Raw genomic sequence first — 22,580 nt, forward strand, 5'->3', positions numbered from 1 at the left:
GTTTGCCCTAACTCAAAACGGTTGTTGCCAACAATTCGAGTTAAATGCCGAAAAGAAAACGCTGAACCGTCAAGATTGACTGCCGTTCGGCCTCTGGCGACGTGCCACGCCCGCGGTTGGCTGACCGATGACAACGAGGATCGTCCGTGCCGCCTACCCCGTCTCATGCTGCAGGCAGTCTCGGATGGCGACAGGCTCAGAGACCAGTTGGACAGCTCCCATGTACCGCTGCAAACCACCGGGGATGTGTCAACGCAGGAAAGACAACCCCAAGGACTATGAGTAAGGGCGAATTCGCGTATTGCTTTCAACGTCTACCCTGCATGTCGACTACAAGATTGGTGCTTCGGGCTCGGACGAACTGTCATCATCGCCCCACTCGACCTTCGTCCTCGGGACAAGCGAACTCGCCCAAATCACCGCAATCTCCTTGAACGCACTTCGGTACATTCGTTGAAAATTTCCCAGATCGGCTACGGAACGTGCTAAACTGCATTTGTTTGAAAACTCGATTTCTCTGCACGAGTGCTTTATGATGGTCACGCGAAGGCACACACTTACTTTTCTTGCGGCATCTGCGGCAGCGCTCTCTACACCGCATGTGCGCGCCGCCAGCAGCGGTCGAACTGTCATTCGTCATCCCGACTACTTCAATAATTTCGATCCCGCCAACTTCGCCCGGCATGACGAGATAATCACTCGCAATATCCTCGCACCGCTGGTTAGGTTGAAACGGCAGAATTCAGGCGGGTGGACTGTTGAGCCTCAACTGGCCGCCGCTTGGAACGAGCGGAGCCCTACCGAGATCGAATTCGACCTGCGTGCCCAGTCCTGGTCTGGGGGATCCTCCGCGATTACCGCCGACGACGTGGCCTACTCCTTTAAGCGGATCGCCGGGTTGACGGACCCTCCTCTCAATGCTTTGCGCGCGCGAAGCTGGAGCGGATTAACAAATGTCGAGGTCGACGACGACAAAACGCTCCTGGTATCGATGGCAGGTCCCGTGACGGGCATGATGACCGGTGTCCTGGCGCGAGGACCGGGCTGTGTCGTCTCTCGTGAGCGGGTCGAGGCAATGAGTGGCAGGCAGTTCACGACACGTCCGGGCCACAGTAGCGGACGCTATAAGATCGCTTACCTCGACGAGATGAGCCATCTGGACCTCGACGCAGATCCAAACTGGTCGGGAGAGCAGCCTGAGATCACGGGCGCCCGTTTCTTGGTGATCCTTTCGGAGCAAGAGGCCGAGTTACGCTTCAGGTCGGGCCAAATCCATCATACAGAAGCAACGCCGGACGTGTTGAAGGAAAAGGCGCAGGCGTTTGAAGAGATCGCCGCAGAGGAGCGCGACGTTGTGCTAACGGACGTCCCGACAGCGACAGTGAGCTACGTCGCCTTCAACTCGACCAACGGCCCCCTCTCCGATCCCTCCCTGCGCAGGGCGGCGCTTCTCGGAATAGACCCCAGGACTGTGCTGCGTGAGGGCTACGGCCCGAACGGCGCGCGAGAGGCAACGGGCGTTATAGCAGATTTCGTGCTCGGCGCCCTACCGGAGCGACTGGAAAACTTCAGCCCCGAAGAGGCGCAAGTTCTGGTTCGTGAAGCCGCTTACTTCGACGAAGTCGTCCGCATTGGTGCCCGGGAAACGAAATCCGAGATCGAGATGGCGCAGAGCATCGCTTCGCAGCTTCGGGAGATCGGGATCAGGACGGAGGTTATCGCCAGACCCGCCGCCGACTTCTTCGCGGATTTCCAGAAAAACGTCTACGATCTGGCGATCAGGCGCGTCGCCGGGCAGAATCTCGATGGCACTTCCAGCCTTTTGGCCTTCACGACGGAGAACAGCGGCTTCTTCTCCCTGGGTTTCCAGAACGAGGAATACAACGATATCGTGGAGAAAGCGAGTTTCACCGACAATGTTGAGGCACGAGTGGAACTGATGAGGACTGCTCAGACCATCCTCTCGGATAACTCGGCTCTCCTTCCCATTGCACAAGAGAAAAAGCTCGCGCTCAGTCGGGGCGTACGCCCGGCTTACTACCCGGACGGCAGCATCGGCGACCTTGGCGACTGGCTTCCACTGGAATGATGCGGGCTCGGTGGGTCGTAATTGCCATGACACTACTCTTTGCGACCGCTGTCCACGCGCAGCGGGAGCGGGCCTGTGAACGGTTCGTCGAAATCGACTTCACAGATTTGCAGACGGCGCTGAAGTCGCATGCGGCAGAGCGCGCAGAGACACGATTTGGCCCGCGACTGGACCTGTCCTGCCACAATATCAGACGGACGTTGATCGAGGCGGAGGAGCCCGGGTTCCTGCGGGGTAAAAAGCTGGAAGGGATCGATTTCACAGGCGCTGTATTGGTTGAAGTCGATCTGTCCAAGGTGCAGATGTCCGACTCGCTGCTCGTCGGTGCCAATCTTGCCGGCGCCGAACTCGCTCATGCACGAATCTGGCAACAGGACCTGTCCCGCGCGAACCTTGCGGCGGCGGACCTGACGGGAGCGTCGCTTCTGGGAGCCAAGTTCACCGGCGCAGATCTGACGGGGGCCAACTTGAGCGGGGCTTCGTTGTCACGGTCGGACCTGACGGCAGCCTGGCTCGTGAACACGAACCTTGAGGGGGCCGATTTGTTCGGGGCGACACTCGCCCACAGCATTTGGCAACCTCGCGGTCAATTCGACCGCGGGAATGTCGGCAACCTTCGCGGCGTCCGCAGTCTCCGCGTCAATCTCTGCGAGTCCTCGTTCGGCGCGCCGATTGCGGACTGCGAAACGCCGGTAGCAGAGCCTGATTTCTCCGGGCTCAACCATTTGATCGAGACGTTGTCGCAAGCTGGGCACAGGCAGGCGGAGCGCGACGCGACTGCGGCGCGGGAGGAAATGCGAAACGACCTGATGGTCGCGCATTTCTTGGCCGACCCCCTGTCAAATTTCACGGACGGCGTCGTCGCTATCTTTCGCAGGTTACTTTTCGATATTCCGGTCGACTACGGGACCCGCCCATTCGGCGCACTGTGGGGCCTCATGCTTTCGTGGATTTTATTCGGGGCGGCATACACTGCGGCATTGAGGATAGCGCCGAGATCTGCCGAATTCGCGCTCTACGAGTCGCAGATGGAAGGCAGAATCGTGCTCCGCTCGCTGCGCAAGCCACCATACCGGGCCTTCGTGCGCGCCGGGGATGCCGAGGTGACGCGACTGCATCCCGCGACGCTGCCGCAGGCCGTAAAGCACGGGGCCCTCTTCAGCCTTGCCATGGTGTTTCGGGTCGGCTTCCGGGACGTGAATGTCGGCGAATGGGTCTCACGCCTGCGCGCGAACAAGGTGGAGTATGTCGCGACAGGCTATCTGAGGACATTGGCGGGTGTGCAGTCGCTCATAAGCCTATATCTTCTTGCCATATTTTTACTCACGTTTTTCGGCCGCCCATTTCAGTGAGATGGGGCTCATTACTACCTGACCTCTGTGCCGCTCGCATCGAGGTCCGGACCTGTCCCGATACCCGACACCTATATCTCGCGGCTCCTGTCCCCCCACCCTGCTGGTCCCTTATTCATAACAAAAGTCTGCACCCCACCAAACTCGACTTGAACAGAATTCAAAAGCCGATGCAGGAATTGCACTTGCGTGCCGCCTGCGATTGTGCACACTTTTATAGATACGGTGCGCTCGCAGAGGCCGCATCGTTGATTTTGCTGGATTTTCTGCCATAGTCTCCGGCCCCTACCGCCGGAGCCAATTTACCAGCTACCCCCTGAAAACATTGAGTTTTCGAGATCCAGAGTCGGAGCTCGACGACGAGGTGCACACGGCGGTGCACGACATGTGCACAGGAGGGCATTTCTATGCCCCGGAATCGGAGACTACCATCCCACCTCGAAACGCGCCGCGCCGGTTACTACTGGCGCAGACGCCTACCCCGTTCCCTACGGCACCGGGGCACAGTGTCGCCTAACCTCTCGGAGGAAAAAATTGCGACGGGGTCCAAAAAGTCTCTTCGTGCTTCTCAATGCGTAGCCTTGTCCTTCGCGACGCGAAGTTTTTGGCCCGGCTTACGCTCTGTTGCACAGAGCGCAAGCCTTTGAATTGATTGGTACCCAAGGCCGGACTCGAACCGGCACGCCCGTTAAGGCGGGGGATTTTGAATCCCCTGCGTCTACCATTCCGCCACTTGGGCAACGCGGTGTTCTCTAACCAAGCGCGACGGCTTCGTCCAGAGGCAAAGTCATATGTTGACCTGCAAAGCGCCACATGTTCTTAGCCAAGCAACCCGAATGACGTGAGATTTGTGATGCTTCGCCGTACCTATGACCGCATGCTTGGCCTCGCGGACCATCCCCAGGCCCTTTGGGTGCTGGCCTTCGTCGCATTCATCGAAAGCTCTGTCTTTCCGATTCCCCCCGATGTTCTGATGATCCCCATGATCCTTGCACGTCCAAGCAAGGCATGGCTGATCGCTGGGGTGGCCATGGTCAGTTCCGTGGTCGGCGGCTTGCTGGGCTATGCCATCGGGGCGCTTTTTTACGAACAGCTTGGCCTGCCGATCCTGCAATCTCTGGGCAAAGCCGATGCGGTCGCCGCGTTCAACACACAGTTCAACGACTTTGGCTTCTGGGCCGTGCTCGTGGCTGGCATCACGCCCTTCCCCTACAAGGTCATCACCATCATGTCGGGCTGGACCGGGATGCCGCTGGTGACGTTCATTGCCACATCGGTTCTGGCGCGCGGGCTGAGATTCTTCATCGTCGCCGGTTTGCTGCGGATCTTTGGCGCACCAATTCGTGATTTCATCGAGAAGCGTCTGGGGCTTGTCTTTACAGCCTTCGTGGTGTTGCTTCTCGGAGGATTCCTGGTGGTGAAGTACCTATGAACTGCAAGACCCTGACGATCCTTGCCGGGCTTGGTTCGGCCCTATTGATCCTGGGCGCCTTCGGGTTCCAGCACATCGGGGGCATGGCGCCTTGCAAGCTGTGCATCTACCAACGCTATCCACACGCCGTGGCGGTAGCAATTGCCGCGCTCGCCTTGGCACTGGGGCAACGCTGGTTGACATTGCTGGGCGCGCTGGCGGCTCTTGGTACGGCGGGCGTCGGGATGTATCACACCGGGGTGGAACGCGGATGGTGGCCGGGGCCGGACACTTGCACTTCTGGCCCTGTCGAGGGGCTGTCGACGGAAGATTTGCTCAACCAGATCATGTCCGCCCCGTTGGTGCGCTGCGACGATGTACCGTGGGAGATGCTGGGCCTGTCGATGGCAAGCTGGAACGCCATTGCGTCGCTCTTTCTGGCCGCAGTATGGATCGCGGCCTATCGCGCAAGAGACTGACATCACTGCGGACTGACAAAAACGCGGTCGGGTTCGATGCGGTGATCGGAATTCAGCTCTCGCGTGTTGAAAAGCAGCACAGCAGTCAGGTTTACTTCGATGCGTCTTAAACGACAGAACCCCAGCAGGAACTGAATACAGCCTTTCAATTTGCTCAAAATGGAACCTCCATTTCACCGTGGATTGAAGATATACAGGCCGCAACCGAACGGAGGACGCCATGACCACAACCCATTGCCGCCTGATTGGCGCACCTGTCGACAGCGGACGTCGCGGCCGCGGCTGCCTGATGGGACCGGACGCCATGCGCACTGCAAGACTGGCCGAAGCCCTGCGGGATTTGGGCCTCAGCGTGACCGATATGGGCAATATCTCGCCCGATGATGTTCCCGGCGGTGACGTACCGGCGCATATCCACGCCTACCCGGAAACGGCCGGATGGACCCATGCCCTGTCGCGCGTGGCCCGCGCGGCGATGGCCGATTCCCTGCCGATTTTTCTGGGTGGCGATCACAGCCTGTCGCTGGGCTCTGTCCATGGGGTGGCCGAACATGCCGCGTCCGAGGGCCGTCCGCAATTCGTGCTCTGGCTCGATGCGCATTCAGATTTCCACACGCCCGACACATCAAGCTCCGGCAACATGCATGGCACGCCACTGGGCTATCTGACCGGGCGCCCCGGCTTTCCCGGCTTGCCAGCGGTGACCAACCCGATTGCGCAAAAGAACATCTGCATCATCGGGCTGCGCTCTGTCGATGCGGCCGAAAAGGAAGCGTTACAGGCAAGCGAGATCCGTCGCCACGATATGCGCGATATTGACGAGAACGGCATCGCGAAACCGTTGGAAGCCTTCCTGCAAGAGGTCTCACGTGCCAATGGCGCGCTCCATGTCTCGCTGGATGTCGATTTTCTGGACCCGATGGTGGCACCGGCGGTCGGCACCACCGTTCCGGGCGGTGCAACCGTCCGGGAAGCGCATCTCGTCATGGAAATGTTGCATGACAGCGAGCTGATGACCTCACTCGACCTTGTGGAGCTGAACCCCGCTTTGGACGAACGCGGGCGCACTGCCCAGCTCATGGTGGATCTTGCAGCCTCGGCACTTGGGCGCCGCGTATTTGACCGCCCGACCACCCGCCTGCTCTGACGGCGGATCGGCGGAGGAACTTCAGGCACTGCGCAAACAGCGCGCATTGATGCGCGTTGCGGCCTGCCCCCTACGCGGTCGCGACGAATAGACCGCGTGACCCTATCGGCAAAGAGACGAGACGCCCCGGCGCGATATTGCGCGCCGGGAGGTTGCCCGATCAAAGGTAATCGGATCGCTGCAATCCGTATTTGGCCATCTTTTCGTTCAGCGTCCGGCGCGGCAGGCAAAGCTCTTCCATCACGCTGGCGATGGACCCTTTGTGTCGCCGCATCGTGTTGTCGATCAGCATTCTTTCGAACGCTTCAACATATTCCTTGAGCGGCTTGCCCTCGGTGGTCATCACCGGCTGCATGTCGTCGTGGTCGTTCATCAGCAGCGAGGAGATGGTCCCCGAGGTCCGCCGCGACTGCAACACGGCGCGCTCCGCCAGATTGATAAGCTGGCGCACGTTACCCGGCCAGGGCGCCTGCAAAAGCTGGGCCGCCTCCTGCGCGCTGATCTCTGGCGCATCGCAGCCATATTCCTCTGCGAATTGCTCGCTCAGGCGGTTGAAAAGCGTCAGGATATCCTCGCCGCGCTGCCGCAGGGGCGGCACCGTGATCCGAAGTGCCGCAAGCCGATAGAACAGGCCGGAACGCAGCGCGTCCTCGCAGGTGCGCCCTTCATTCTGAAGGTTTGAGATCGCGACAATCCGCGTCTCCGGCGGGCTTCCCTGCTCATTGATGGCGCTCAGCAAACGGGCCTGCGCACTGTCACCCAGCGTCTCAATGTCTTCCAGAACCAGCGTGCCCCCGCGGGCCTGCTCCATCGCGGGCAGTTCGGGATCCTCGGGCTGCACGGGGCCAAAAAGACGCCGGATCAACGCATCCTCATCGTAAGCGGCGCAGGGCACCAATACAAATCGCTTGCCCGCCCGCGTCCCGACAGCATGCAAGGCGTGGGCAATCAGGGTCTTGCCGGTTCCTGTCTCGCCATCTATCAGCACATGCCCGTCTGCCTGACCGAGATCGAGAATATCCTCGCGCAGCCGTTCCATCACAGGCGACGCGCCGATCAGCTTTTTCATAAGCTGGCCACCGTCGGACAGTTCCTTGCGCAAGGCGCGGTTGTCCAGCGTCAGGCGCCGGGCATTCGTCGCCTTCTTTGCAAGCTCGGTCATCTTGTCGGGGTTGAACGGCTTTTCCAGAAAATCGAACGCCCCCACGCGCATCGCCTCGACGGCGATTGGAACGTCGCCGTGGCCGGTAATCATGATCACCGGCAATGCGCTATCCGTGCTCATCAGCTTTTTCAGCAGTTGCAGCCCGTCCATTCCCGGCATCTTGATATCCGAAATCACGATGCCGGGGTAATCCACCCCAAGCGTACCAAGCGCATCCTCTGCGCTGGCAAAGGTTTCGGTGTCATAGCCCGACAGCGCCAGCCATTGGCTGATCGACTGCCGCATATCCTGTTCGTCATCAACGATGGCGATCTTCATTGCCTTGGACATCAGTTCTACTCCGCGGCCCGTGTTTCACTTTGTTCGCTCAATATAGGCAGTTGCATCTCGAATACTGCCCCACCCGTTTCGGAATTCCGCGCCGTCAGACGGCCACCAAGGTCGGTCACGATGCCAGAGGAGATGGCAAGCCCCAGACCTACACCGTCGCCGGGCTGTTTGGTTGTATAGAAAGGCTCGAACAGCGCTTCCAGATCCTCGATCCCGTGGCCATTGTCGCGCACCGTCATGCGCGCAACCTGACCCGAGGATAACAGAATGTCGACCTCCGGATCGGGCTCTGCCTTGGTGGCGTCCAGCGCATTGCGCAACAGGTTCACCATGACCTGCTCGATCCGCATCCGGTCGCCCATGACCATCACCGGATGTTCCGGCAGGATACGGGTGATCTTGACCTGACGCAGCTTCAACTGCGGCTCCATCATCGACAGCGCGGATACCAGCGCATCGCGCAGGTCTACCGGGCTAAGCTCTTGCTGGCCCTTGCGGGCATAGGATTTCAGCTGCCGGGTGATCGCGCCCATCCGTTCGATCAGGTCATCGATGCGATTGAAGCTCGACATTGCTTCTTCGGTACGCTCGCGCCGCAGAAGAAGCCGCGCCCCTGCCAGATAGGTCTTCATCGCGGCCAGTGGCTGGTTCAACTCGTGGCTGACGGCCGCCGACATCTCGCCAAGTGCGGCCAGCTTGGAGCTTTGCGCCAGAGTCTGTTCAGCCACGGCGAGGTTTTCCTGTACCTTCTCGCGCTCCGCGATCTCGCGTTGAAGCCGAAGGTTCAACTCGCGCAGCTCTGCCGATTCCCGCTGGAACAGCGCCATGCGCAGCGCCGTCTTTCGGCTGAGCACGTAAAAGGCGAGCGCCAGCAGGATCGCAAAGCCCATGATCTCTAACGCGATTACACCGTTCACCTTCTCCCTCACCGAAGCAAAGGTGGTGAAGCTGACCATGCGCCAGCCGCGAAAGCTGATCCGGCTTTCGGTGCGTATCACGGCCTCGCCCTGGATATAGGCATCGGGGTGATCGCCTCTCCAGCTATCGGTGTAATTGATCGCGCGCTCGATGGCGTTCTCGGCTGGCTCAAGAACCAGCGCTTTTTCCTCTGTCATCCCACGCCAGCGCGGCTCTGTCGCAAGGATGATGATCCCTTCGCTATTCGTCACCAGTACCGCGTCGGAAATCCCGGCCCAGGCTCGTTCGAACTTTGCAAGATCAACCTCGACGACGATCACACCGACGACATTGCCGTCACTTTCCACGCGGCGCGAATACGTGAAGACATAGCCGCCGCTTTCCCGCGGCAGTGTGGTGAACACGGTCTGGTTGGATCGCAACCCTTCGACGAAATAGCTCGCCGTCCGGTGAGAAGATCCCAGACGGTTCCTGTCGGTCGCGGCCACTGTGCGCCCGTCCCGATCCAGCAACATCAACGAAGCGGCGCCAATCTCGTCCACGAAAGAGATGAGCCGCTGGGTCGATTGCGAAAAGTCGTTGGAGTTCAACGCCCCGATCAACGCCGGGTCACGCGCCAGAAGCTGCGGGACAATCGCGTTCCGGCGCAGTTCCGACAGCAGGTTGCCTGAATAGAGCGCCAGCCGCAGCTCCGCCCGGTTGCGCGTCGATTCGGTGAACCGGTCGGTCAGCAAACGGTTGGTGAAATAGACCGTCACGGCGGCCAGAATGAACAGGCTGACAAGCGCCAGCCGCACCCGCCAGCTCAGCGGGGCGGACCGTTTCTTGTTTTCAACTGTTGGGGCGCGCGTGACCATGCCGACCAGAGTAGGCTTCCGGCGGCAATTCCTCAAGTCAGGCGTCAGAAAGCGCCTGCGTCAGATGAGCGAAAAACGGCGCACCATCGGTCCCGCCATGGCGTTCATCCGCCGCCCGTTCGGGATGCGGCATCATACCCAGCACCCGGCGGTTGGCAGAAAGGACGCCCGCGATGTCGGACATCGATCCGTTGGGGTTCTCGGCATAGGTAAAGGCCACGCGATCCTCGCCCTGCAAACGCGCGACTGTGTCGGCATCGGCAGTGTAATTGCCATCGTGATGGGCAATCGGGATGCTGATCTGCGCACCCTTTTCATAGGCGGAGGTGTAGACGCTGTCCGTCGTCGCAACGCTCAGCGGCGTCGTGCGGCAGATGTATTTCAACCCGGCATTGCGCAGCAGCGCCCCCGGAAGCAAACCCGTTTCCGTCAGGATCTGAAAGCCGTTGCAAACCCCAAGGACAAAGCCGCCGCGTTCGGCATGCGCCTTTACAGACCGACAGATCGGGGAATTGGCGGCAATTGCGCCGCAACGCAGGTAATCGCCAAAGGAAAAGCCGCCCGGCAGTGCCACCAGATCCAGACCTGCAGGCAGATCCGTGTCCTTGTGCCAGACCATGGTGACATCCAGCCCAGCCGCTGTCAGGGCGGTGGCCATGTCCCGGTCGCAGTTGGAGCCGGGGAAAACGATGACGGCTGCGCGCATGTCCGGGCTCTCCTCAGACCAGTTCGATATCGAAGCGTTCGATCACCGTGTTGGCAAGCAGCTTTTCGCACATCTCTCGCACGGTCTCTTCGGGGGTGCCATCGGCCAGATCCAGCTCGATCACCTTGCCCTGGCGCACCTTGTCGACGCCCTCAAACCCCAACGAGCCAAGCGCATGACGCACGGCCTCTCCCTGCGGATCGAGTACCCCGTCCTTCAGCATCACATGAACCCGTGCCTTCATCTCGCTCTCCGGTCGTCAATGAGGCAAGACCCGCGCCCTGCCCCTTTTCTTGCAATGATGGATAGCCGCCGCCCGCACCGGGCGCGCGGCTTAGTTGATCAATGTCGGCTTTGTCATCTGGGTGGCGTTCTTGGGCATCACGCCCAGACGTCGCGCGACCTCGGTATAGGCGTCAGTCAGCGACCCCAGATCCCGGCGGAACACGTCCTTGTCAAGCTTCTGCCCGGTCTCGATATCCCAAAGGCGGCAGCTGTCAGGGCTGATTTCATCGGCAATGATCAGGCGTTGGAAATCGCCGTCATACACGCGCCCGATCTCGATCTTGAAATCGACCAGACGGATGCCGACCGCCATCATGATACCCGACATGAAATCGTTGACCCGCAGCGCGAGGCTCAGGATATCATCCATGTCCTGCTGGCTGGCCCAGCCAAAGGCGGCGATATGTTCCTCGGTGACCAGCGGATCGCCCAGCTTGTCATCTTTATAGCAATATTCGACGATCGGGCGCGGCAACGAGGTGCCCTCCTCGATCCCCAGCCGCTTGGACAGGCTGCCCGCGGCATAGTTGCGCACGATGATTTCCAGCGGAATGATCTCGCAGGCGCGCACGAGCTGTTCGCGCATGTTCAGCCGACGGATGAAATGCGTGGGCACGCCGATATTGTTCAGACCGGTCATGAAATATTCGCTCAGGCGGTTGTTGAGCACGCCCTTACCGTCGATCACGTCTTTCTTCTGCGCATTGAAAGCGGTCGCGTCGTCCTTGAAATACTGAACGATGGTGCCCGGCTCCGGACCTTCATAAAGGATCTTTGCCTTGCCTTCGTAGATTTTCTTGCGCCGCGCCATCTTGTCTCTTTCTTTGCCATGCAGGGCCGAGTCCCCGCCGCATTGCGCCCTCTTAGTGCATGGGCGGCATTGTCGCAAGCATGGCTCAACCCTCTTGCCCTTGGACCTCTTGTCACGCATATCAGGATAAATCGGATTTGCATCAGGGAGCAGCCCCAATGACCACCTTTGACGATCGCGAGAGCGCCTTCGAAAACAAGTTCGCCCATGACGAGGAAATGAAGTTCCGTGCCGAGGCGCGTTGCAACAAGCTTCTGGGCCTTTGGGCGGCTGAATTGCTGGGCAAGACCGGCGCCGATGCCGACGCCTATGCCCGCGAAGTGATCAAGGCGGATTTCGAGGAAGCAGGCCACGAAGATGTCGTGCGCAAGGTTGCAGGCGATCTGGGCGACATTGCCACCGCCGACGAGATCCGCGCGAAAATGGCCGATCTGCTGATCGTCGCCAAAGGCCAGTTGCTCAAGGAAGCCTGAGCGACCCGCCCGTCACGCGGGTTGGAAGCGATTGCAACGCGCCCCACCGGCCCGACCGGTTCGGGGCGCTTGGCATTTCGGTTCACCCTTGCCGTCCCGCACGGCTTAGCCTCGATCCTCATAATGAAGATGAGGATTATGAATTTGCGTCAACCCCGGCAATATGGGACATGGGCGCATTCCTCTTGACCCACGAGTACCCTGTTCAATGACAAATCCCCTGACGAAGCTTCTGAGCGAACGCGACTGGCTGATGGCCGATGGTGCGACGGGCACGAACCTCTTCAACATGGGGCTGGAATCGGGCGAGCCGCCGGAATTCTGGAATGTCGATGAACGCGCCAAGATCATAAAGCTTTATCAGGGGGCCGTTGATGCGGGCAGCGATATCTTCCTGACCAACAGCTTCGGTGCCAATGCCTCGCGCCTGAAACTGCACAAGGCGGAGGATCGCGCCTTCGAACTGTCGCGCATCGCAGCCGAGATCGGCCGCGAGGTTGCCGACAAGGCCGGGCGCAAGGTGATCGTTGCAGGCTCTGTCGGGCCGACGGGTGCGATCATGCAGCCCGTGGGCGATCTGAGCCATGCCGATGCCGTTGCCATGTTCGAGGAAACCGCCAAGGGTCTGAAGGCTGGTGGCGCAGATGTCTTGTGGCTGGAAACGATCTCTGCCCCCGAAGAATACCGCGCCGCCGCCGAAGGCTTTGCCAATGCCGGGATGGACTGGTGCGGCACGATGAGCTTTGACACAGCCGGGCGCACGATGATGGGGCTGACCTCCGCCGGCATGGTTCAGCTTGTCGACAGCCTGCCCAACCCGCCCATCGCTTTCGGGGCGAATTGCGGCGTGGGCGCATCGGATCTGCTGCGCACCACGCTGGGCTTTACCGCGCAGGGCACCGAACGGCCTATCATCGCCAAGGGCAACGCCGGTATCCCGCGGTTCGAGGAAGGCCATATCCATTACGACGGCACACCCGAGCTGATGGCGGAATACGCCGTGCTGGCCCGCGATTGCGGCGCACGAATCATCGGCGGCTGCTGCGGAACCATGCCGGAACACCTTCGCGCCATGCGCGTTGCGCTGGAAACCCGGCCACGCGGCCCACGCCCCTCGCTGGAGGTGATCGCCGGGACATTGGGCGGTTTCTCATCCGATAGCGACGGCACCGGCAGCGATGCGGCAAAGCCTGATCGTCCGCGCAGGCGCCGCGCCCGTAGCTGACGCAGCTAAAAGACGACAAGACAAGCAGGAGCGCCCTTCCCTTTCGGATCGGGCGGCAGAATGGTCATGACCGCGAACATCGCTTCAGAACAGGTCGAGCTGATCCCCGGCGCGCGGTGGCGCGCGGAAGAGGTCGCAGCGCAGGGCTGGCGTTTTGCGGTCCAGCCCCAGCCGTCTGGCGGCCACCACAAACCGGCGCGCGATGATCTCGGCATAAGGCCCCTCGCCCCGCATCCGGCGCCCCCAGCGCGCGTCGTAATCCTTGCCCCCATGCATCTCTCGCAGCCGGGCCATGATCCGCGCGGCGCGTCCGGGGTAATGTTCTGCCAGCCATTCCTGCCAAAGCGGCGAGACTTCAAGCGGCAGGCGCAGCATGATCCAGCTTGCGGCATCCGCCCCCGCCTCTGCGCCCGCTTCCAGGATATCCTCCAGCTCCGGATCCGTGAGCGCAGGGACAACCGGCGACACCATCAGGCGCACCGGAATGCCCGCCTCTGTCAGCCTGCGGATCGTCGCAAGGCGGCGTTTTGGTGCCGGGACGCGTGGTTCCATCTTGCGCGACAGCACGCGGTCGAGCGTCGTGACCGAAATCCCGACCCGCGCAAGACCATCCGCCGCCATGTCCGACAGAATGTCGATGTCACGCTCCACCAGCGTGCCCTTTGTGACGATAGCAACGGGATGGCGAAAGGCGCGCAACACTTCAAGGCAGCCGCGCATGATCTCGCGCGACCTCTCGACCGGCTGATACGGGTCGGTATTCGTGCCGATCGCAAGCGTGGCAACGCGATATCGTTTGGACCGCAACTCACGCGCCAGAATGTCTGGCGCATCGGGACGCGCCACCAGCCTCGTCTCGAAATCCAGTCCCGGCGACAGGCCCAGATAGGCATGAGTGGGCCGCGCGAAACAGTAGATACACCCATGTTCACACCCCCTATAGGGGTTGATCGAGCGGTCGAAGGGCAAGTCGGGCGAGCGGTTATAGATGATCAGGCTGCGTGGCCGTTCATCGCTGATTTGCGTGCGGATGACCGGCAGGTCTTCGGCCATGTCCCAGCCATCCCATTCCGCATGCCGGGAATGCCGCTCGAAACGGCCCGTTTCGCAGCTTGGCGCAGCGCGCCCGCGCCGCTGCTCTGGCGCGATCTTCGGTTGGCTATGCTCCATGCCGCCAAAATAGAACATAAGCGGAACATCCGCAATTGCCCTTGCGTAGATTCGCGCCTGCAAGTCGGTAGCATGGCGGCGCATGTCGGAAATCGCGTAGTCAAACACCCGCAATACAGCAGAATTGATAACTTGAAACTACGGGGCAGACGCCCCGCCGATGCGTACAAGGAATAACCCATGTCGGAAGAAGAAGACGATATCATCCTGTCGGAACTCGACGACGACGAGTTGGTCCAACAGATGTTCGATGACCTCTATGACGGTCTCAAGGAAGAGATCGAAGAGGGCGTCAACATCCTGCTGGAACGCAAATGGGAACCCTACCGCATCCTGACAGAGGCGCTGGTCGGCGGGATGACCATCGTCGGGCGCGATTTCCGCGACGGGATCCTCTTTGTCCCCGAGGTGCTGCTCGCCGCCAATGCCATGAAGGGCGGCATGGCCATCCTCAAGCCGCTTCTGGTCGAGACCGGCGCGCCGCGCGTCGGCAAGATGGTGATCGGCACGGTCAAGGGCGACATCCACGACATCGGCAAGAACCTTGTCGGCATGATGATGGAAGGCGCGGGTTTCGAAGTTGTCGATCTGGGCATCAACAATGCCGTGGACGCGTATCTTGACACGGCGAAAACCGAAGGTGCGGATATTGTCGGCATGTCGGCCCTGCTGACCACGACGATGCCCTACATGAAGGTCGTGATCGACACGATGGTCGAACAGGGCATCCGTGACGACTATATCGTGCTGGTTGGCGGTGCGCCGCTGAACGAGGAATTCGGCCGCGCCATTGGCGCCGATGCCTATTGTCGCGATGCTGCCGTCGCGGTGGAGACCGCCAAGGAATTCATGGCCCGCAAGCACAACCAGATGGCAGCGGGCTGATTGAGATTATGCCCGTCCCATCCCGGGGCGGGCTGAACGGCACACCGCTATGACTGACACGTTCCCCAGCGACGACACCCTGACCGAAGGCGGCCTGCCCGCATCGGGAAATGGCCGCGTTCTGGTTATTGCCTGCGGTGCTCTGGCCCGAGAGATCCTTGCCCTGACGCGACTCAATGGCTGGGACCACGTGGACCTGCAATGCCTGCCCGCGATCCTGCACAACCATCCAGAGCGCATAACGGACGCCGTGCGACAGGCGGTCGAACGGCACCGCGAAAACTACCGCACGATCCATGTTGCCTATGCCGATTGCGGAACGGGCGGACAGCTACAGGCCGCTTGTGAAGACATGGGTGTGACGATGATCGCAGGACCGCATTGCTACAGTTTCTTTGAAGGGAATGAGGCTTTCTCGGCCCAGGCAGAGGACGAATTCACCGCCTTCTATCTGACCGATTTCCTGACCCGTCAGTTCGACGCCTTCGTCTGGCGCCCACTCGGGCTCGACCGCCATCCACAGCTGCGCGACAGCTATTTCGGCCATTACGAAAAGCTGGTCTATCTGGCGCAAACCGACGACCCCGCCCTGACCGAAACCGCCCGCGACTGCGCTGAACGGCTGGGGCTGAGCTTTGAGCGTCGGGCCACGGGCTATGGCGATCTGGCAACCACCATGGCCCGATGGGCGCAGGACTGACGTCAGGCGCCTCGCAGGCAGCTACCTGCTTTCGAAATAGTTCAGCGGCAGCTTCAGATATGACCGCCCGTTTTCCTCTGCTTCTGGCAGACGACCGCCGCGAATATTCACCTGCAGCGCTGCAAGCATCAGCCTTGGCAATGGCAGGCTGGCATCCCGCTTGTCACGCACGGCCCGGTATTCGGCCTCTGTCGGCGCGCCTTTGAGGTGAATGTTGCTTTCCTTGTGCTGGGCCACCGTCGCCTCGCATTGAGCATCGCGCCCGTCTGGCGCATAGTCGTGACCAACAAAGACCCGCGTCTCATCCGGTAGCGCGAGGATCGCCTGAAGGCTGTGATAAAGCGCCTTGGAACTGCCGCCAGGGAAATCCGCACGCGACGTGCCACTGTCCGGCATCATCAGCGTGTCATGGACAAAGGCCGCGTCACCCGCGACATAGGTGATCGAGGCCAGCGTGTGCCCCGGCGAGAACATCACCTTCACTGGCACATTGCCCACCATGAACCCATCGCCGTCTGAAAAAAGGTGATCCCATTGGCTGCCATCGGTCGCAAAATCATCGGGCAGGTTGTAGATCTCCTTCCACAGCTCTTGCACGGCCGTCACCTTTGCCCCAATCGCCGTGGTGGCACCCGTCTGCGACTTGAGCCATGGGCCGGCAGAAAAGTGATCGGCATGCGGATGCGTATCAAGGATCCAGACAAGCTCGATCCCTGTGGCGTTGATGTAATCCAGCAGCCGCTGCGCATTGGCGGTAGAGGTGGCACCCGCAAGCGGGTCGAAATCCAGAACCGGGTCAACCACCGCGCCCTTCATCGTATCAGGGTCGTGGAACACATATTGCCAGCTTCCGGTGGGTTCATCCCAGAAGGATTTCACGACAGGGTTGCTCATCGGTCTGCTCCGTTCGGTTCTGGTTTAATGGTTGGACACCCGACATCACCGCAAAGGCGAAAAACCGGGCCGCCCCTTTGGGCAACTCCCTCACCCGCCATGCCGTTCCAACGCCGTCTGGACATGTCACGCACTGGTCGGATGCGGCGGACGGGTCAGGCAACATCGCGCCTCACAGGGCATCAGGTCTGATGATCACTAGATAGGCGTCGCAATACATAATGTAAGTTGAATATTAATATCCTCTTGAAAACGAAAGAGGATTGCGACCAACCGTCGCGCCGGGACGGCGTCGGCTTATAACGCTTGGCCAGACAGGCCGAAGAGCGCGCACGAAATCCGGGCAGAGCTGGAATGACAGCCCCTGCCCATAAAACGCGACAGGCCCGACAGGCCCAAGGACGTGGTCAAACCTCGGCGGCGTTGACCGACCGGATGCGCTCGACCATTGCGCGCAACCCGTTGGAGCGTTGCGCCGAGAGATGGTCGTTCAGGCCAAGACGGCCAAGCTCTGCCCGGGCATCGACCTGAAGCACTTCTGCCGGGGTCAGGCCGTTGTAAAGCGTCCGCAGCAGCGCGATCAGCCCCCGCACGATCATTGCGTCGCTGTCACCCTCAAAGTGAAAGACGCCATCCTGCCAGCGCGGGTATAGCCAGACCTGGCTAGCGCAGCCTTCGACCTTCGTGGCGGGCACTTTCAGCTCGTCGGCCAGCGGCTCCATGTCGCGGCCCAGATCGATCACCATCCGGTAGCGGTCTTCCCAATCATCGAGAAATTCGAAATCCCCGGCGATATCCTCGAATGCGGCCTGCGCCATGGCGAACCCCTTGTCTGCTAGTGTCTGGCGAGACCTAAGTCGCTGTCGGGCAAAGGTCCAGCCCGCCTTCGCGCTTTTCAAGCGCCCCGCAATGCGATAACCGGGAGGAAGACGGCAATGAAGGCAGGCGGCGCATGCAAAAGGCACTCTCGGCTCTGGTGGTTTCGGCTTTGGTTCTGACAAGCTGCGGAACGATCCGCGACTCGCGCCTCAACCCATTCAACTGGTTCGGGCGCAGCCAATCCACCGCCGTTGCATCCGACGGCACGGGTGCCGCCAATCCGCTGATCCCCCAACGCCGTGCGTCAATCTTCCGGCCGGATGCGCCAGCCTATTCGGGGCAGCTTCTTGGCGAGGTCTCCGAATTGCTGATCGAGCGCCGGCCCGGCGGCGCCGTGATCCGTGTCACCGGTGTTGCAGACCGGCTGGGCCCGTTCGAGGCGCGCCTGGTCAAGAATGAAGACCAAAGCCAGGCGGGCACCCTGGCCTATGATCTGCGCGCCTATCAACCGCCAAACCCGACCACGCAAAGCGATTGGCCGCGCACGGTGACCGTCGCTGTCCACCTAACCGATCAAGAGCTGCGCGACGTCCGCGAGATCCGGGTCAACGCGGCGCGCAACGTACGGACCAGCAGACGGTAATCCCGCCTGAGGCACCCTGAAGCTGCCAAGTTTGACAGTCGCAGGACAGCGAAGGATCCGCATTACGGACCCCGCGCGATGATTTACATCTGAAATTTACGACGGGCTACCAAGGGTTTCCGATAGGCTGACGCCCCGGCTATCTCCGGGGCGCTGTAATCAGATTTCGATCACTTTGACCGAGTTTCCCTTCGCCGCCAGCGCGATACGGCCTTCGCAAAGCTTCAGCGCATCAGCGCCGAAAACTTCCCGCCGCCATCCGGTCAGCGCGTCCACATCGCGCAAACCCGCGGCCAGCGCGTCAAGGTCAGAGGCAGGTGCAATCAGCTTGGACGCGACGCCCGAGCTTTCGGTCTTGGCCTTCAGAAGGACGCGCAGGAGATCCGCAAGCGCCGGGTTGACCTGCAGCTTGTCACGACTGCGGTCGGGTTCGGGCAACTTGTCCTTCGGACAGTTCACACCCGCAGCAATCGCCTTGAGGATTCCATCGGCGATTTCGCCTTTGCGCGCCTCGCGCAGCAGCAGACGCGACCGGCCAAGCTCTGCCATGTTGGTGGGCTTGGTCGAGGCCAGCTCGACCAGCGCATCATCCTTGATCACACGGTTGCGCGGGACATCACGCTGCTGGGCATAGGCCTCGCGGAAGGTGGCAAGTTCGCGCACGATTGCCAGGAAACGTGGCGAATTGGAACGCGTCTTGATCCGCGCCCAGGCATCCTCGGGGCGCGTGACATAGGTTTCCGGGCTGGTAAGGGTCTTGAGCTCCTCCGCCACCCAATGTTGCCGGTTGCTCTTTTTCAGCCGCGCCGCGAGATATTCATAGATCTCGCGCAGATGGGTGACGTCGGCCAGCGCGTACGTCTTTTGCGCCTCTGACAGGGGTCGATGCGACCAGTCGGTGAAGCGTGAAGATTTGTCGAGCTGCTGCTTGGCGATCTTGCGCACCAGCGTTTCGTACCCGACCTGGTCGCCAAACCCGCAGACCATGGCCGCCACTTGCGTGTCAAACAGCGGATCGGGGATCACGCCTGCATCGACATAGAAGATCTCCAGATCCTGTCGTGCCGCGTGGAAGACCTTGACCACATTGGTGTCGCGGAACAGCTCGTATAACGGGTCCAGTGAAAGCCCATCGACCAGAGGATCGACGAGGACCGCGTTATCCTCTTCGTCCCCGGCAAAAGCGAGCTGGATCAGACAGAGCTTTGAATAATAGGTCCGCTCCCTCAGAAATTCTGTATCAACGGTGACATAGGGCTTCTGCCGTGCTCTGGCGCAAAATTCCGCAAGCGCCTGCGTCGTCGTCAAGGTCTGCATTCGATGTCTTCAGCTTCCTGCTTGGGTGGCGGTTTGTCCGCTCAGGACTACGACGTTAGCCGGCAATCCGGGGGATTGCCAGCCGGTCAGGGCATCTGCACAGGCGTCCTGTCGCCTGCCGCAAAACGGCGCAGCACAGCAGGGTAAAGCCGATGTTCCATTTGCAGAACGCGGGCGGCCAGATCGTCCGGGGTGTCGCCGGAATTGACCGGTACACGGGCCTGTCCCAAGATTGGCCCACCGTCCAGCTCTGCCGTCACCTCATGCACGGTGCAGCCATGTTCGGTATCACCCGCCTCAAGCGCGCGGGCATGGGTGTGCAGGCCGCGATATTTCGGCAAGAGCGACGGGTGGATGTTCAGCATCCGCCCCTTCCAGCCATTCACGAAAGGCGCGGTCAGCACCCGCATGAAACCGGCAAGGCACAGGATATCGGGGGCCGCCTCTTCCAGTCGGGCCTGCAAAGCGGCCTCGAACGCGGCGCGGTCGCCCTTGTAGGGGCGGTGATCAATGGCCGCGGTGGGTACGCCCAAGGCGGCGGCCTTGACCAGCCCGCCCGCATCCGGGTCATTGGCCAGCACAAGGCAAGGGCGCGCAGGATGATCGCCGGTCATGTCCTCGACCAGCCGCAGCATATTCGATCCGCCGCCCGAAATCAGGATGGCGACTCGTTTCAACGAAGCGATCCGGAATAGGTGACGCCCTGCCCCGCTGTCACAGTGCCAAGCCGGGTGACGGTTTCCCCCGCAGTGGTCAGGATGGCAGTCAGTTCATCGGCACGGTCCGGGGCGACGGCCGCAATCATGCCGATGCCGCAGTTGAAGGTCTTGAGCAGCTCGGCCTCTGCCATTCCGCCCGTATCGGCCATCCAGCCAAACACGGCGGGCAGCTCCCAGCTATCAAGGTCAATCTCGGCGCCCATGCCTTCGGGCAGCACGCGCGGCAGGTTTTCGGTCAGCCCGCCGCCGGTGATATGCGCCAGCGCGTGTACGCCGCCCGCGCGCACGGCCTCAAGCACCTGGCGCACGTAAAGCCGCGTCGGCGTCAGCAGAACCTGGCCCACCGAGCCTTCGGCCCAGGGGCAATCGGCCTCCCAGCCAAGGCCGGAAACGTCCACAAGTTTGCGCACAAGCGAATAGCCGTTGGAATGCACCCCGTCCGAGGCCAACCCAAGCAGCACGTCACCCTCTGCCACGCCCGAAGGCAGGTCCTGACCACGCTCCATCGCGCCCACGGCAAAGCCCGCGAGGTCGAAATCACCCGCCGGGTACATGCCGGGCATCTCGGCCGTCTCGCCCCCAATCAGGGCGGCACCGGATTGCGCGCAGCCTTCGGCGATGCCTTCGATCACCTGCGCGGCAGTATCGGTGTCCAGCTTGCCCGTGGCGAAATAATCAAGGAAAAACAGCGGCTCGGCACCCTGACAGACCAGATCGTTGACGCACATGGCGACAAGATCGATCCCCACGCCAGAGACGTGACCAGTGTCAATCGCGATGCGCAGCTTGGTGCCAACACCATCCGTGGCCGCGACCAGCACCGGGTCGCTATAGCCTGCGCCCTTGAGATCAAAAAGCGCGCCGAACCCGCCAAGCCCGGACATCACGCCGGGTCGTTTCGTCCGCGCGGCGGCCGGTTTGATCCTGTCCACCAGCGCGTTGCCCGCGTCGATATCCACACCCGCATCCGCGTAGGTAATGCCGTTCTTGCCGTCGCTCATCGCTGCTCTCCACGTCGCCTTCCGCGCGCCTTACTGGATTGGCGGGGCAATCTCAACGCCAAAGGCTACCGCGGCCCCTCTCCATCCCCCCTTGACGGGCAGAACGCGGCTGCTTAGTCAAAGCGCCATGGCGGGCCTGTAGCTCAATTGGTTAGAGCAGAGCGCTCATAACGCTTTGGTTGCGGGTTCAAGTCCTGCCGGGCCTACCATATCGCCACAGATGCCCCCCTAGCGCGGCGCCATGCGGATCGCACCGTCAAGGCGGATCACCTCGCCGTTGAGCATCTGATTCTCGATGATATGCATGGCCAGCGCCGCATATTCGGCCGGATCCCCCAGACGCGACGGGAATGGCACCTGTTGGCCAAGACTGTCCTGAACCTCTTGCGGAAGGCCCTGCAACATCGGCGTCAGGAAAAGACCCGGCGCGATGCTGCACACCCGGATCCCAAGGCTCGCCAGATCGCGTGCCATTGGCAGGGTCATGCCCACGACCCCCCCTTTGGAGGCGGCATAGGCCACTTGTCCAACCTGCCCTTCATACGCAGCCACAGAGGCGGTATTGATAATCACGCCCCGGCTTCCATCCGCCATGCCGGGTTCATTTTTCGACATTAATGCAGCGCCTTGGCTTGCGCAGTTAAAGCTTCCGATGAGGTTTATCCCAATCGTCCTTGCGAACATGGCAGGATCATGTGCGCCGTCGCGTCCCACGGTTTTCGCCGCCGGGCCCACGCCTGCGCAATTGACCAGAATGTCGAGCCGCCCCTGCTCTGCCTCGACCTGCGCCAGGGCGGAACGAACGGAGTCGGCATCGCTGACATCGACCTTGTGAAAGGCGCCGCCCAGCTCTTTCGCCATCTCCGGGCCGGACGTGTCGTTCATGTCAAACAGCACGACCGTCGCCCCGGCAGTGGCAAGCGCCCGCGCCGTGGCGGCCCCCAGCCCCGATGCGCCGCCTGTGACCACAGCCACCCTGCTACTGTCGATCTGCATGAATTTCTCCTCCCTCTGACGACTGGGCGCGGTTGAATGCAGACACGCCCCTTGGTGGGTAACCTGCGCGGCACTGGCACCAAGTGCAATCCCATTCAATGGATCGCCCGCTTGACGCCCGCGAACCTGCCCTGCGCGTGCCACCATTGTTCCTTGCCCTTCAATCCGTCAAACTGTGCGAAACTGCG

Annotated in this window: 23 protein-coding genes and 2 tRNA genes; 11 read left to right on the plus strand and 14 right to left on the minus strand. The window is 61.2% G+C overall.

Annotation, left to right across the window (positions count from 1 at the left end):
* Positions 1-532 precede the first annotated feature (532 nt).
* Together EDD52_RS17165 and EDD52_RS17170 are read left to right on the plus strand one after the other, a co-directional pair.
* Positions 533-2,089: an ABC transporter substrate-binding protein gene (locus EDD52_RS17165; RefSeq protein ID WP_132247252.1), complete on the plus strand. Its 1,557-nt coding sequence runs from the start codon at positions 533-535 to the stop codon at positions 2,087-2,089.
* 26 nt (positions 2,090-2,115) lie between these two features.
* Positions 2,116-3,441: a pentapeptide repeat-containing protein gene (locus EDD52_RS17170; protein ID WP_207906046.1), complete on the plus strand. Its 1,326-nt coding sequence runs from the start codon at positions 2,116-2,118 to the stop codon at positions 3,439-3,441.
* A 653-nt stretch (positions 3,442-4,094) separates the two neighbouring features.
* On the opposite strand, the gene EDD52_RS17175 is transcribed toward EDD52_RS17170, so the two are convergent.
* Positions 4,095-4,180: transfer RNA gene (locus EDD52_RS17175), tRNA-Leu, on the minus strand.
* 114 nt (positions 4,181-4,294) lie between these two features.
* Here EDD52_RS17175 and EDD52_RS17180 point away from each other — a divergent pair.
* Positions 4,295-4,873 carry a YqaA family protein gene (locus EDD52_RS17180; protein WP_132247256.1) on the plus strand — a complete coding sequence of 193 codons (579 nt, stop codon included), beginning with the start codon at positions 4,295-4,297 and terminating at the stop codon, positions 4,871-4,873.
* Complete coding sequence (locus EDD52_RS17185; RefSeq protein WP_132247258.1) at positions 4,870-5,331, plus strand: disulfide bond formation protein B; 462 nt, start codon at positions 4,870-4,872, stop codon at positions 5,329-5,331. Before EDD52_RS17180 ends, EDD52_RS17185 begins: the two co-directional genes overlap by 4 nt.
* A gap of 2 nt (positions 5,332-5,333) precedes the next feature.
* Here the strand turns inward: EDD52_RS17185 and EDD52_RS23730 are convergent, their stop codons facing one another.
* Positions 5,334-5,489 carry a hypothetical protein gene (locus EDD52_RS23730; protein WP_165907573.1) on the minus strand — a complete coding sequence of 52 codons (156 nt, stop codon included), beginning with the start codon at positions 5,487-5,489 and terminating at the stop codon, positions 5,334-5,336.
* Between the two features lie 62 nt (positions 5,490-5,551).
* On the opposite strand from EDD52_RS23730, the gene rocF reads away from it, so the two are divergent.
* On the plus strand, positions 5,552-6,478 hold the full coding sequence (gene rocF, locus EDD52_RS17190; RefSeq protein WP_132247260.1) for an arginase: 927 nt from the start codon (positions 5,552-5,554) through the stop codon (positions 6,476-6,478).
* 160 nt (positions 6,479-6,638) lie between these two features.
* Here the strand turns inward: rocF and EDD52_RS17195 are convergent, their stop codons facing one another.
* The 5 genes from EDD52_RS17195 to purC all read right to left on the minus strand — a co-directional run bounded on the left by EDD52_RS17195 (position 6,639) and on the right by purC (position 11,550).
* Positions 6,639-7,973, minus strand: a complete 1,335-nt coding sequence (locus tag EDD52_RS17195) for a sigma-54-dependent transcriptional regulator (protein WP_132247262.1) — start codon at positions 7,971-7,973, stop codon at positions 6,639-6,641.
* 5 nt (positions 7,974-7,978) lie between these two features.
* Positions 7,979-9,748 (minus strand): sensor histidine kinase, encoded by a 1,770-nt coding sequence (locus EDD52_RS17200; RefSeq protein ID WP_132247264.1) that lies wholly within the window; start codon positions 9,746-9,748, stop codon positions 7,979-7,981.
* Positions 9,749-9,785: 37 nt separating this feature from the next.
* On the minus strand, positions 9,786-10,454 hold the full coding sequence (purQ, locus tag EDD52_RS17205; protein ID WP_132247266.1) for a phosphoribosylformylglycinamidine synthase subunit PurQ: 669 nt from the start codon (positions 10,452-10,454) through the stop codon (positions 9,786-9,788).
* A gap of 13 nt (positions 10,455-10,467) precedes the next feature.
* Positions 10,468-10,698 carry a phosphoribosylformylglycinamidine synthase subunit PurS gene (gene purS, locus EDD52_RS17210; protein ID WP_132247268.1) on the minus strand — a complete coding sequence of 77 codons (231 nt, stop codon included), beginning with the start codon at positions 10,696-10,698 and terminating at the stop codon, positions 10,468-10,470.
* 90 nt (positions 10,699-10,788) lie between these two features.
* On the minus strand, positions 10,789-11,550 hold the full coding sequence (gene purC / locus EDD52_RS17215) for a phosphoribosylaminoimidazolesuccinocarboxamide synthase (RefSeq protein ID WP_132247270.1): 762 nt from the start codon (positions 11,548-11,550) through the stop codon (positions 10,789-10,791).
* A gap of 158 nt (positions 11,551-11,708) precedes the next feature.
* On the opposite strand from purC, the gene EDD52_RS17220 reads away from it, so the two are divergent.
* Together EDD52_RS17220 and bmt are read left to right on the plus strand one after the other, a co-directional pair.
* The gene (locus EDD52_RS17220; RefSeq protein WP_132247272.1) at positions 11,709-12,023 is read left to right on the plus strand and encodes a DUF1476 domain-containing protein; all 315 of its coding nucleotides are present in this window, start codon (positions 11,709-11,711) and stop codon (positions 12,021-12,023) included.
* A gap of 208 nt (positions 12,024-12,231) precedes the next feature.
* Positions 12,232-13,248: a betaine--homocysteine S-methyltransferase gene (gene bmt, locus EDD52_RS17225; RefSeq protein ID WP_132247274.1), complete on the plus strand. Its 1,017-nt coding sequence runs from the start codon at positions 12,232-12,234 to the stop codon at positions 13,246-13,248.
* Between the two features lie 84 nt (positions 13,249-13,332).
* On the opposite strand, the gene EDD52_RS17230 is transcribed toward bmt, so the two are convergent.
* Positions 13,333-14,436, minus strand: a complete 1,104-nt coding sequence (locus EDD52_RS17230; RefSeq protein WP_243651989.1) for a PA0069 family radical SAM protein — start codon at positions 14,434-14,436, stop codon at positions 13,333-13,335.
* Positions 14,437-14,598: 162 nt separating this feature from the next.
* On the opposite strand from EDD52_RS17230, the gene EDD52_RS17235 reads away from it, so the two are divergent.
* On the plus strand, positions 14,599-15,303 hold the full coding sequence (locus EDD52_RS17235; RefSeq protein WP_132247276.1) for a corrinoid protein: 705 nt from the start codon (positions 14,599-14,601) through the stop codon (positions 15,301-15,303).
* 49 nt (positions 15,304-15,352) lie between these two features.
* Positions 15,353-16,003: a DUF1638 domain-containing protein gene (locus EDD52_RS17240; RefSeq protein ID WP_132247278.1), complete on the plus strand. Its 651-nt coding sequence runs from the start codon at positions 15,353-15,355 to the stop codon at positions 16,001-16,003.
* A 21-nt stretch (positions 16,004-16,024) separates the two neighbouring features.
* On the opposite strand, the gene EDD52_RS17245 is transcribed toward EDD52_RS17240, so the two are convergent.
* Positions 16,025-16,897, minus strand: coding sequence for an MBL fold metallo-hydrolase (locus tag EDD52_RS17245; protein WP_132247280.1), 873 nt, complete (start codon positions 16,895-16,897; stop codon positions 16,025-16,027).
* Positions 16,898-17,304: 407 nt separating this feature from the next.
* Complete coding sequence (locus EDD52_RS17250; protein ID WP_132247282.1) at positions 17,305-17,715, minus strand: SufE family protein; 411 nt, start codon at positions 17,713-17,715, stop codon at positions 17,305-17,307.
* Positions 17,716-17,849: 134 nt separating this feature from the next.
* On the opposite strand from EDD52_RS17250, the gene EDD52_RS17255 reads away from it, so the two are divergent.
* Complete coding sequence (locus EDD52_RS17255) at positions 17,850-18,359, plus strand: hypothetical protein (RefSeq protein WP_132247284.1); 510 nt, start codon at positions 17,850-17,852, stop codon at positions 18,357-18,359.
* Positions 18,360-18,518: 159 nt separating this feature from the next.
* Here EDD52_RS17255 and rnd read toward each other — a convergent pair whose 3' ends face one another.
* The 3 genes from rnd to purM all read right to left on the minus strand — a co-directional run bounded on the left by rnd (position 18,519) and on the right by purM (position 21,396).
* A complete protein-coding gene (gene rnd / locus EDD52_RS17260) occupies positions 18,519-19,676 on the minus strand; it encodes a ribonuclease D (protein ID WP_132247286.1) in 1,158 nt (385 codons plus the stop codon).
* Positions 19,677-19,762: 86 nt separating this feature from the next.
* Complete coding sequence (gene purN / locus EDD52_RS17265; protein WP_132247288.1) at positions 19,763-20,353, minus strand: phosphoribosylglycinamide formyltransferase; 591 nt, start codon at positions 20,351-20,353, stop codon at positions 19,763-19,765.
* Positions 20,350-21,396, minus strand: a complete 1,047-nt coding sequence (purM, locus tag EDD52_RS17270; protein ID WP_132247290.1) for a phosphoribosylformylglycinamidine cyclo-ligase — start codon at positions 21,394-21,396, stop codon at positions 20,350-20,352. Before purM ends, purN begins: the two co-directional genes overlap by 4 nt.
* Before the next feature lie 132 nt (positions 21,397-21,528).
* On the opposite strand from purM, the gene EDD52_RS17275 reads away from it, so the two are divergent.
* Positions 21,529-21,605, plus strand: a tRNA-Ile gene (locus EDD52_RS17275).
* Positions 21,606-21,624: 19 nt separating this feature from the next.
* Here EDD52_RS17275 and EDD52_RS17280 read toward each other — a convergent pair.
* On the minus strand, positions 21,625-22,392 hold the full coding sequence (locus EDD52_RS17280; RefSeq protein ID WP_132247292.1) for an SDR family NAD(P)-dependent oxidoreductase: 768 nt from the start codon (positions 22,390-22,392) through the stop codon (positions 21,625-21,627).
* Between the last annotated feature and the right edge of the window lie 188 nt (positions 22,393-22,580).

The sequence above is a fragment of the Primorskyibacter sedentarius genome, from assembly GCF_004342065.1.
Classification (GTDB): Bacteria; Pseudomonadota; Alphaproteobacteria; order Rhodobacterales; family Rhodobacteraceae; genus Primorskyibacter; species Primorskyibacter sedentarius.